The organism is Streptomyces sp. NRRL S-495, assembly GCF_000966955.1.
Taxonomy (GTDB): domain Bacteria; phylum Actinomycetota; class Actinomycetes; order Streptomycetales; family Streptomycetaceae; genus Kitasatospora; species Kitasatospora purpeofusca.
This window is the reverse complement of record NZ_JZWY01000425.1, coordinates 1-10,155: the sequence shown is the minus strand read 5'-3', so window position 1 is coordinate 10,155 and position 10,155 is coordinate 1. Positions and strand designations below refer to the sequence as shown.

Sequence of the window (10,155 nt, the reverse complement as noted above, 5' to 3'; positions counted from 1 at the left end):
TCGCGGACGGCGGCCGCCTCGGCGGCGGTGCGCCCGGCCAGCTCCTCGGCGGCGGCCTCGCTGTCGGCCCGGAGCTGCTCGGCGGCGGCCCCTGCGGCCTCCAGGGCCCGCTCGGCCTCGGCCTGGAGCCGGGTGGTCTCGGCGGTGGTGCGTTCGGTGAGGTCGGCGGCGGCGGTCTCGGCCTCGGTGCGGACGCGTTCGGCGTGGGTGTCGGCGGCTTCGCGGACGGCGGCGGCCTCGGCGGCGGTGCGTCCGGCCAGCTCCTCGGCGGCGGCCTCGGCCTGCTCGCGCGCCGCCTTGGCGGCGGCCAGCTGCTCGGCGGTCTCCTCGCGCTCCCGGAGCAGCCCGGCGGAGGCCTCCTCGCGCTCGCGGCGGCTCTCCTCCCGCAGCGCCTCGGCGGCGGCCTGGGCCTCGGCCCGGCTGCGGGCGGTCTCGCTGTCGGTCTCGGTGCGCAGCCGCTCGGCGGCGCCGACGGCGGCGTCCCGGACGGCGTTCGCCTCGGCCTGGGCGTCGGCCCGCAGGGCCTGCGCGGCGGCGGTCGCCGCGGCCCGCAGCTGCTGGTCGAACTCGGTTGCCTCGCGGCGCAGTTCGGCGGTCTCCCGCTCGGCGGCGGAGCGGTTCTCGGCGGCCGCGGCCTTGGCGGCGGTGAGCGCGTCCTGGCCCTGCTGCTCGGCCGTGGCGGTGATCTTCGCGGCCTCGGCGCGGGCCCGCTCCAGGGTCTGCTCGGCCCGTCCCTGGGTCTCGGCGGCCTGCTCCTTGGCCTGCTCGCGCAGCCGCTCGATCTCGGCGGCGGCGCCGGAGCGCAGCTCGTCCGCGTCGGCCTTGGCGGTGGTGAGCAGCTCCTCGGCGGTCTTCGCCGATTCCTCGATCTGCACCACGGCCTGCCGACGGGCCTCGCCGCGCACCCGCTCCGCCTCGGCGGCGGCCTGGGCGCGCAGCTCCTCCGCCTCGGCGCGCAGCCGGGCGGCCTCGTCCTGCATCTCCTGGATCCGCTCGCGGATCGCGGCGGCGTCGTCCAGGGCGGCGTTCTGGGCGGCCTCGACCGCGGCCCGGGCCTGCTCGCGCAGTCGCTCGGCCTCGGCGGCGGCCTCGCTCCGGATCCGCTCGGCCTCGGCGGTCGCCCCGGTGCGGGTGGCCTCGGAGTCCCGGCCGGCCCGGTCGAGCATCTCCTCGGCGCTCTTGGCGGCCTTGGCCAGGTGGGCGGCGGCCTCCGTGGCACCGGCCGCCCGGCCGGCCTCCTCGGCCTCGCCGCGCAGCCGCTCGGCGGCGCTCTCGGCCTGGGCCCGCAGTTCGGCGACGTCCCGCTCGGCCTGCGCGCGCATCTCGGCGATCGCGGCCTCGGCCTCGGAGCGCAGCTGACCGGCCACCGACTCGGCGGTGGCGCGCAGCCGCTCGCTCTCCTCGGCGGCGGCGGCCTTGGCGGCGTCCGCCTCGGCCTTCCTGGTGGCGGCCTGCGCGCGGATCGCGTCGGCCTCCTTGGTGGCCTGGGCGACCATCCGGGCGACCTCGGCGCGGGCGGTCTGCGAGCGCTGCTCGCTGGCGGCCTCGCCGTCGGCGACCCGCCGCTCGGCGGCGGCCTCCGCCGCGGCCTGGAGCTGTTCGGCGGCGGCCTCGGTCCTGGCGCGCAGCTCGGCGGCCTCCTGCCGGGCCCGCTCGGCCTCGGCGGCGACCTCGGCGCGCAGTCGTGCTATCTCCGCCTGGGCGTGGGACAGCTGCTGCTCGGCGTGGGCCTGCTCGGCGGCGGCGACCTCGGTGAGCCGGCCGATCTCGGCGCGGGCGGCGGCCAGCTCCTGCTCGGCGGCGGCGTGCGCGACGGCGAGCTGCAGCTGGGCCTCGCCACGGGCGGCGTCCACATCGGCGGCGGCCTGGGCGCCGGCCTGCTGGGCCTGCTCGGAGGCGGCCCGTAGCAGTCGCTCGGCGTCGTTCTGGGCGCGGTGGAGGGCGGCCTCGGCGGCGGCCTGGGCCTCGCCGCGGGCGGCGTCCACGTCGGCGGCGGTCTGCGCGCGGGCCTGGTCGGCGAGGGCGGCGGCCTCGGCCCGGGCCGCGGCCATCAGCCGGTCGGCCTCGCCGCGGGCCTCCTGCAGCAGGCGCTGGGCCTCCTGCTCGGTGCCGGCCCGGGCCTGCTCGGCCCAGCTGACGTTCTCGTTGACGTGCTGCTCGGCGCTGCGGCGCAGCTCGGCGAGCTCGTCCTCGAGCTGGCGGCGGCGGGCGGCCAGCTCGGCCTCCAGCCGGGCGGTGCGCTCGGCGGTCTCGGCCATGATCCGCTGGGTCGCGGCCTGGGACTCGCGCAGCTGGCGCTCGGCGTCGGCGCGCAGCTGCTGGGCCTGCATCTCGGCCGTGCGGAGCATCTGCTCGGCCTGGCCGGACACGGCGTCGAAGGCGCGCGGCTGGGCGAGCATCCGGCGGGATTCGTGCAGCTTGGCCCGGAGCACCTCCACCTGGTAGGCGAGGTCCTCGGCATGCTCGACTGACTTGTCCCGCTCCTTCCGAGTCCGATCCATCTCGGCCTCGAACTGGGAGAGGTGATCGTCAACCTCGTAGCGGTCGTAGCCCCGCACTCCGCGGTCCCATCCATCTCCTGGTCGCGTCCTCGACCCGGCCGGTCCGCTCCCGTGGTCCGGGCGCCGTTCCGACTGGTCCTTGCATCGCGGCCGTCGGGACGCCCCCGTCGTACCGGGAACGTCCGCCGCGTCGTCGGAGTCCGGGGCGTGGGAGCGCGGTCGATCCGCATTCCCCCGTCCGGGTGGACTCCTGGGCGAACTCTTGCCTTGTGGAGAATGGTGACAGATCCGTCTTGCGACTGTTCAGCCGTGCCCGCGTAGTGGACTCCCCTGCGACGGGCCTCCCACCGGGGCGGACGGGCCTGTCTTCGGCCGTGCCCGTCGCCTCCGTCCCCCGGAGTCTTCGCGCACCTGGGCATTGTAGTGGGAGCGTGTGGCGGGGGAATGGTCGCGTGGGGGTTTTCCGGCCCGAAGGCCGAGGTTACCGGCCGGTCATGGCCGTGATGGGGCCCCGGAGACCCGGGTGCCGCACCGCGGCGGCACCCGGGGGAGGGGTCAGTGGCCCTCGTGCGCGTCCGGCTCGGCGGCGGTGACCAGCTCGGTCAGCACCCCGCCGCAGTCCTTGGGGTGCAGGAAGGTGATCCGCGAGCCCATCGAGCCGATCCGCGGCTCGTCGTAGAGCACCCGGACGCCCTTGGCGCGGATCTCCTCGGAGTCGGCGTCGACGTCGCCGGTGCCGAAGGCGATGTGGTGGACGCCCTCGCCGTTCTTGGCCAGCCACTTGCCGATCGGGGAGTCCTCCCGGATCGGCTCCAGCAGCTGGAGGTAGGAGGCGCCGCCGTCGCCGGTGTCATTGATCTTGAGCATGGCCTCGCGGACCCCCTGCTCCTCGTTGACCTCGCTGTGGAACACCTCGAAGCCGTAGGTGGCGCGGTAGAACTCGACCGTCTTGTCGAGGTCTCGGCAGGCGATACCGATGTGGTCGATGCGGGTGAGCACGGATGGCCTCCGGTGAGGAGCGGGCGCGACAGGACGGCAACAGTGCAGCGCATGACGGTCGGCGGCGCCACCGATCGGGGTGCGAGTCTGCTCACACGGGCCCGGCAGGGTTCACCCGGGCCGGGTCGGCACAGTGTTGACCGAAGTGTGCCAGTGCGCTCGATCACACCATGGGTCCGGTGACGGGCGGGTAACAGGTCAGTACATTGAGCGGAATCCTCCACCTGGCCACGACGTGCGAAGGGGCTCGTCCCATGACCAACACCACCTCTGTGATCGTTGCCGGGGCACGGACCCCGATGGGCCGGCTGCTCGGCTCCCTGAAGGGCTTCTCCGGCGCCGAGCTCGGCTCCTTCGCCATCAAGGCCGCGCTGGAGCGGGCCGGCATCACCGGCGACCAGGTCCAGTACGTGATCATGGGCCAGGTCCTCCAGGCCGGCGCCGGCCAGATCCCGGCCCGCCAGGCCGCCGTCAAGGCCGGCATCCCGCTGAACGTCCCGGCGCTCACCATCAACAAGGTGTGTCTCTCCGGCCTGGACGCCATCGCGCTGGCCGATCAGCTGATCCGGGCCGGCGAGTTCGACATCGTGGTGGCCGGCGGCCAGGAGTCGATGACCAACGCCCCGCACCTGCTGCCGAAGTCCCGCGAGGGCTACAAGTACGGCGCGATCGAGCTGCTCGACGCGATGGCCCACGACGGCCTGACCGACGCCTACGAGAACATCCCGATGGGCGAGTCCACCGAGAAGCACAACACCCGGCTCGGCATCCCGCGCGAGGTCCAGGACGAGATCGCCGCCGCCTCGCACCAGCGCGCGGCCAAGGCGCAGGCCGACGGCATCTTCGACGCCGAGATCGTCCCGGTGGAGATCCCGCAGCGCAAGGGCGAGCCGGTCGTGTTCGGCCAGGACGAGGGCATCCGCGCCGACACCACGGTCGAGGGCCTGGCCCGGCTGCGCCCGGCGTTCACCAAGGACGGCACCATCACCGCCGGCACCTCCTCGCAGATCTCGGACGGCGCGGCCGCCGTGGTCGTGATGAGCAAGGCCAAGGCCGAGGAGCTGGGCCTGAGCTGGATCGCCGAGATCGGCGCGCACGGCAATGTCGCGGGGCCGGACAACTCGCTGCAGTCGCAGCCGTCCAACGCGATCAAGCACGCGGTGGCCAAGGAGGGCATCGCCGTCGAGGACCTCGACCTGATCGAGATCAACGAGGCCTTCGCCGCCGTCGCCCACCAGTCGACCAAGGACCTCGGCGTCTCCTCGGAGATCGTCAACGTCAACGGCGGCGCGATCGCGCTGGGCCACCCGATCGGGATGTCCGGCGCCCGGGTCGTGCTGCACCTCGCGCTGGAGCTGAAGCGCCGCGGCGGCGGCATCGGCGCGGCCGCGCTCTGCGGCGGCGGCGGTCAGGGTGACGCGCTGATCGTGCGGGTCCCCAAGGCCTGACCCGTACCGGCCCACCGACCGAACCACACCGGGGCTGCGCACCGCCACAAGCGGGGCGCAGCCCTTCGGCGCAAGGAGACCCACCCATGATCGATGTGCCGACCCTGGTCGAGCAGGCCCGGCAGGGCCGTCCGCGGGCCGTCGCCCGCCTGATCTCACTGGTCGAGAACGCCGCGCCGGAGCTGCGCGAGGTGATGGCCGCGCTGGCGCCGTACACGGGGCGCGCCTACACGGTCGGGCTGACCGGCTCGCCGGGCGTGGGCAAGTCCACCACCACCTCGGCGCTGGTCTCCGCCTACCGGCGGCTGGGCAAGCGGGTCGGCGTGCTGGCGGTCGACCCGTCCTCGCCGTTCTCCGGCGGCGCGCTGCTCGGCGACCGGGTCCGGATGCAGGACCACGCCACCGACCCCGAGGTGTTCATCCGCTCGATGGCCACCCGGGGCCACCTGGGCGGTCTGTCCTGGGCCGCCCCGCAGGCACTGCGGGTGCTGGACGCGGCCGGCTGCGACGTGATCCTGGTCGAGACCGTGGGCGTCGGCCAGTCCGAGGTGGAGATCGCCGCGCAGGCCGACACCGCGGTGGTGCTGCTCGCCCCCGGGATGGGCGACGGCATCCAGGCCGCCAAGGCCGGGATCCTGGAGATCGGCGACCTGTTCGTGGTCAACAAGGCCGACCGGGACGGCGCCGACGCCACCGCCAGGGAGCTGAACCACATGCTGGGCCTCGGCGAGGCCCGCGAGGCGGGGGCCTGGCGCCCGCCGATCGTGAAGACCGTGGCGGCCCGGGGCGAGGGCGTGGACGAGGTGGTGGAGGCGCTGGAGAAGCACCGCGCCTGGCTGGAGGAGCACGGCGAGCTGGAGGTCCGGCGCCGCCGCCGGGCCGCCCAGGAGATCGAGGCGATCGCGCTGGCCGCGCTGCGGGCCCGGATCGGCGACCTGCACGGCGACCGGCAGCTGGCCGCCCTGGCCGAGAAGGTGGTGGCCGGCGAGCTGGACCCGTACGGCGCGTCCGACCGGCTGGTGGCGGGCCTGACCACGAGCTGAGCCGGCCCCGTGCCGCGGCCCGGCGCCCCTGCCGAGGGGGTGCCGGGCCGCGCGCGCTCGGCCGTCGGGGGGATTCTCAGCCGCGTCCGCGCAGGCCGCGCAGGTGCTCGGCGACCGGGGCGAGCGCCTCGTACATCGCGTCGAGCTGCTCGGGGGCGAGACGGTCGATGAAGTGGGCCCGGACGCTGCGCACGTGGCAGGGCGCGACCCGCTGCATGGTCTCCCAGCCCTGCTCGGTGAGGTTGGCGTAGAGGCCGCGGCGGTCGCCGGGACACTCCTGGCGCAGCACCAGGCCGGCGTTCTCCATGCGGGTGATCTGGTGCGAGAGCCGGCTCTTCGACTGGAGGGTCGCGGTGGCCAGGTCGGTCATCCGCAGCCGCCGCTCGGGCGCCTCGGAGAGCACGACCAGGATCTCGTAGTCGTTGATCGCCAGGTTGTGCGGCTGGAGCTCGCGGCTCAGCTGGTACTCGAGCAGCTTGGCGACCTCCAGGTGGGCGCGCCACAACCGTTGCTCCCGGGCGGTCAGCCAGGGGGTCTCCTCCTCGGGCCCGTCGGGCTGCGGGGCCGAGGCGTCTGCCGGGTCGACGATGTGCGTGTCCATGGTTCTACGATAGCGCACATAGTTCAATGTTGTACGACTTTACCGGCGTTCACACGGCGACGGCCGCCGCGATCCGGCCACGGCGCCGCGCGCGGGAGGCGCGGCGCCGTACCGGTCGGACCGGCGGACGGGGCGGGCGGTCAGAGCCCGAAGCGCCGCCCGAGGTCGCCCAGGTTACCGAGGCCGGGCACGTTCACGTTCGGCAGCTGGCTGCCCTGGCCGGCGCCGTGCTGGCCCGGTACCCCGCCCATCGGCACCCCGGCCTCGGCGTGCACCTGGCCGACGGCGCGCTCGGCCATCAGCACCTCGCTGGACTGGAGCAGCACCTGGCCGGCGCCGATGAACTCGAACTGGTGCTCCTCGCCGGAGGCCCCGCCCAGCCCGGTGAGCCGGCGCAGGCCGCCGATCACGCCGTGCATGTAGTCGTGGTCGTAGTGGTGGCACGGCGCCGGGCAGTCCGCCCAGCCGACCAGCGCCTGCGGGTCCACCCGGATCGGCGGCTCGACGAAGTGCACCGGCCCGTTCGAGGCGGCGACGAACTTGCCGCTGCCGATCAGGGTCAGGAAGCCCGGGATGATCGACTGCTTGAGCCGGAGGGTGGGCTCGTAGGCCAGCAGGTTCCCCGAGCGGACCGTCAGGTTCCCCTCCTCCAGGTCGTAGGAGTTGAGGTCGAAGGCCCGGTCGGCCAGCAGCAGCTTGCCGCGGCCCTCGGCGACCACCCAGTCCGCCGCGTGCATCGGCGAGTTGAAGTGCTGCCCGAGCATCCGGTCGATCGCGCCGGCGCCGACACCCTTGAAGGAGATGTCGCCGTAGTAGGCGATCATCTTGCCCTTCTGCAGGAAGTACGAGCCGTTGAGGTCCACCGAGAAGGCGTACGGGTTGACGTTGTCGTTGGACGGCAGGCTGTGCACGTCGTGGACGACCGGCCCGGTGCCGTCCTGCGCCTTGGGCAGCGGGGCCTGGGCGCCGCCGTACTGCTCCTGGGCGTACTGCTGCGGCGGCTGGGCCGGGTAGCCCTGCGGCGGGGGCGGCGGGTAGCCGCCCTGCTGCGGGTAGCCCTGCGGGGGGTACGGCTGCTGGCCCTGCTGGGGGTAGCCCTGCGGCGGGTAGCCGGGCGGCGGGGCGGCGGGGTAGCCGGGCTGGGTCGGCTGGCCGTACGGGGACTGGCCGTACGGGTCCTGGGGCTGCCCGTACGGGGGCTGCGGCGGGTAGGACATCAGAGCTTCTCCTCGCTCGCCTGCACGTACACCGTGCCGTGCCCGGACAGCTCCAGCTGGAACGCCTCGCCGGAGCCGCGGCCGATCATGTCGCGCCACCCCAGCGCGGTCGACAGCTTGTTCTGGACCTGGCCGCGGTGCGCGACATAGGCCTGCGGGTCGACGTGCACCGGCTGCTGCGGGGTGATCGGCAGCTCGAAGACGCCGCCGTGCGCCATCACCGCGACCGCGCCGTGGCCGTCCAGCTTGGTGGTGAACAGGCCCTGGCCGGTCACCTGGCCGCGGACCATGCCCATCACACCGCCCTGCGAGCCCATGAACATGGTGGACTGCTGCAGCGAGCCCTCGAAGGCGAGCAGCCGGTCGGCCTCGACGTACAGGGTGTCGCCGGTCAGGTCGATCACCTGCACATGGTGGCCGCCGTGGCCGAACATCACGGTGCCCTGGCCCTCGACGGTCATCAGAGGGGTGTCCTCGTTGGCCACCCGGCGGCCGATCATCGACATGACGCCGCCCTGGCCGCCGGTGATGTTCGGCGTGAACCGCACCTCGCCGGTGTACGCGAGCATCGCGCCGCGCTGGCTGAACAGCCGCTGGCCCGGCACGACCCGGGCCTCGATCATCTTGTTGTTGATCTTCGTGAACGCCATCAGACGTCGCCCCCGACGGTCAGCTTCTCGGAGGGCTGCACATAGACCAGCCCCTCGCCGGTGAACTCCACCTGGACGGCCTCGCCGCCGCCCTCGCCGATGAAGGTGCTCCAGCCGGCGCCGGACTTGATGGAGCGGTTGAGGTTGCCGGTGTGCGCCACGTACGCGCCGGGGTCGACCCGCAGCGGCATGCCCTGGGACACCCGGAGGATGATCGCCGGCCCCTTGGAGGTGACGGCGGCCCAGCCGTGCCCCTCGACCTTGGTCGTGAACAGGCCGTTGCCGGAGGAGACGCCGTTCAGGCCGGTGAAGCTGGTGCCGGTCTTGAGCGTGCCCTCGGTGCAGAGCAGATTGTCGGACTCGACGTAGAGCGTCTCGCCGTTCAGCCGTACCAGGTTGATCTCGGTGGCCTGGTCGGCGAAGTAGCAGGTGCCCTGTCCTTTCACCTCCATGACCGTCATCTGCTCGCCGGTGAGCCGACGGGTCACCATGCCGCGGATGCCGTCACCACCACCGCTGAGCTTCTTGAAGTTCATCTGGCCGGTGTACGCGACCATCGAACCGTTCTTGGCCTTCACGAGGTCGCCGGTCATGTCGACGGCGAGCGTCTTGGACCCCTGGAGTCGAAACTGTGCCACGGCCGCAATGTAGCGGTCGACGGGCCGGGCGGGGGAGGGGGAGGTCGGGTTCTGGTACGCGTCCGGTACAAAGCGGCCGCCCGGACTCCGGTCCCCGCACCCCGGGGGCGGGGTCGGACCTGTGCTCGGTGATAATGGGGCGGATGCTTGTGAGCCGGTTCACAAGCGATCTCCGAGCCCCCGTATCGAGGTACCCATCGTGAACAGCAGCGCCGTCCACCGCCTGCGCCTGGTCTCCGGCCCCGAAGGGGTCTCCTTCCTGCTCCTGCTGCTGTGCTCGGTGCTCAAGCGCACCACCAGCTTCAACGGCGTGCCGGTGATGGGCATGGTCCACGGGATCCTGTTCATCCTCTACGTGGTCTTCTGGATCATGGCCTGGCAGTCGCAGAAGTGGGACGTCAAGCGCGGCGCCGTGCTGTTCGTCCTGTCGGTGCTGCCCGGCGGCGGCTTCGTGGCCGAGCGGATGCTCGCCAAGGAGGAGCGCGCCGGGGCCGCGGCCGCGGTGCCGGCCGCGGCCTGACCGGGTCCGCGCGAGCCCTTCCGGCGCCCGACCCCTCCCGGCCCCTCCCGACGCCGACAGGCTGCCGGGGCCCCCTCTCCCAGTGGGCCCCGGCAGCCTGTCGCTTTTCCGGGAGTGGTCCGGTCCCGACTAGTTGACGTTCACCGCGCTCCAGGCCGCGGCCACCGTGTTGTACTCCACGCTGCCCGCGCCGTAGAGGTCCTTGGCGGCGTTCAGGGTGCCGGTGCGGGCGGCCTTGTAGTTGGTGCTGGAGGTGAAGTAGGTCGTCAGCGCGCGGTACCAGATCGCGGCGGCCTTGTCGCGGCCGATGCCGGTGATCGTCGAGCCGTTCGAGGTCGGGCTGTTGTAGCTGACGCCGTTGATCACCTTCGCGCCGCTGCCCTCGGCCAGCAGGTAGAAGAAGTGGTTGGCGACACCCGAGGAGTAGTGGACGTCGATGCTGCCGATCCCGGAGTACCAGGAGTCCTTGGACGAGCCGTCCTTGGAGGGCTTGTCCATGTAGCGCAGCGGCTGACCGTTGCCGAAGATGTTGATCTTC

Annotated in this window: 9 protein-coding genes and 1 pseudogene; 3 read left to right on the top strand and 7 right to left on the bottom strand. The window is 73.4% G+C overall.

Translation table 11 applies throughout. From position 1 onward, the window contains the following. Both VR45_RS22415 and mce read right to left on the bottom strand, forming a co-directional pair. Nucleotides 1–2,501, bottom strand: a pseudogene (locus VR45_RS22415) (hypothetical protein); the annotation flags it as partial. Between the two features lie 555 nt (nt 2,502–3,056). Beyond that, nucleotides 3,057–3,500: a methylmalonyl-CoA epimerase gene (gene mce, locus VR45_RS22410; RefSeq protein ID WP_045941603.1), complete on the bottom strand. Its 444-nt coding sequence runs from the start codon at nt 3,498–3,500 to the stop codon at nt 3,057–3,059. A 254-nt stretch (nt 3,501–3,754) separates the two neighbouring features. On the opposite strand from mce, the gene VR45_RS22405 reads away from it, so the two are divergent. Continuing rightward, the gene (locus tag VR45_RS22405) at nt 3,755–4,948 is read left to right on the top strand and encodes an acetyl-CoA C-acetyltransferase (RefSeq protein WP_045941602.1); all 1,194 of its coding nucleotides are present in this window, start codon (nt 3,755–3,757) and stop codon (nt 4,946–4,948) included. An 86-nt stretch (nt 4,949–5,034) separates the two neighbouring features. Further along, entirely contained in the window at nt 5,035–5,991 is a 957-nt protein-coding gene (gene meaB / locus VR45_RS22400; RefSeq protein ID WP_045941601.1) for a methylmalonyl Co-A mutase-associated GTPase MeaB, read from the top strand. Between the two features lie 76 nt (nt 5,992–6,067). On the opposite strand, the gene VR45_RS22395 is transcribed toward meaB, so the two are convergent. The 4 genes from VR45_RS22395 to VR45_RS22380 all read right to left on the bottom strand — a co-directional run bounded on the left by VR45_RS22395 (nt 6,068) and on the right by VR45_RS22380 (nt 9,097). Next, a complete protein-coding gene (locus VR45_RS22395) occupies nt 6,068–6,592 on the bottom strand; it encodes a MarR family transcriptional regulator (protein ID WP_078896741.1) in 525 nt (174 codons plus the stop codon). Between the two features lie 140 nt (nt 6,593–6,732). Beyond that, the gene (locus tag VR45_RS22390) at nt 6,733–7,545 is read right to left on the bottom strand and encodes an AIM24 family protein (RefSeq protein ID WP_045941606.1); all 813 of its coding nucleotides are present in this window, start codon (nt 7,543–7,545) and stop codon (nt 6,733–6,735) included. Between the two features lie 263 nt (nt 7,546–7,808). Next, the gene (locus VR45_RS22385) at nt 7,809–8,459 is read right to left on the bottom strand and encodes an AIM24 family protein (protein ID WP_045941600.1); all 651 of its coding nucleotides are present in this window, start codon (nt 8,457–8,459) and stop codon (nt 7,809–7,811) included. Then, nucleotides 8,459–9,097, bottom strand: coding sequence for an AIM24 family protein (locus tag VR45_RS22380; protein WP_078879803.1), 639 nt, complete (start codon nt 9,095–9,097; stop codon nt 8,459–8,461). Before VR45_RS22380 ends, VR45_RS22385 begins: the two co-directional genes overlap by 1 nt. A gap of 196 nt (nt 9,098–9,293) precedes the next feature. Here VR45_RS22380 and VR45_RS22375 point away from each other — a divergent pair, with 196 nt between their 5' ends. After that, on the top strand, nt 9,294–9,617 hold the full coding sequence (locus tag VR45_RS22375) for a DUF3817 domain-containing protein (RefSeq protein WP_045941605.1): 324 nt from the start codon (nt 9,294–9,296) through the stop codon (nt 9,615–9,617). A 129-nt stretch (nt 9,618–9,746) separates the two neighbouring features. Here the strand turns inward: VR45_RS22375 and VR45_RS22370 are convergent. Further along, the coding region (locus VR45_RS22370; RefSeq protein WP_045941599.1) for a M4 family metallopeptidase at nt 9,747–10,155 on the bottom strand (409 nt) is incomplete at its 5' end.

Coding starts and splice junctions, on each gene's coding strand:
- VR45_RS22405 (WP_045941602.1), top strand. CDS start 3,755: ATGACCAACACCACCTCTGTGATCGTTGCCGGGGCACGGACCCCGATG.
- meaB (WP_045941601.1), top strand. CDS start 5,035: ATGATCGATGTGCCGACCCTGGTCGAGCAGGCCCGGCAGGGCCGTCCG.
- VR45_RS22395 (WP_078896741.1), bottom strand. CDS start 6,592: ATGGACACGCACATCGTCGACCCGGCAGACGCCTCGGCCCCGCAGCCC.
- VR45_RS22385 (WP_045941600.1), bottom strand. CDS start 8,459: ATGGCGTTCACGAAGATCAACAACAAGATGATCGAGGCCCGGGTCGTG.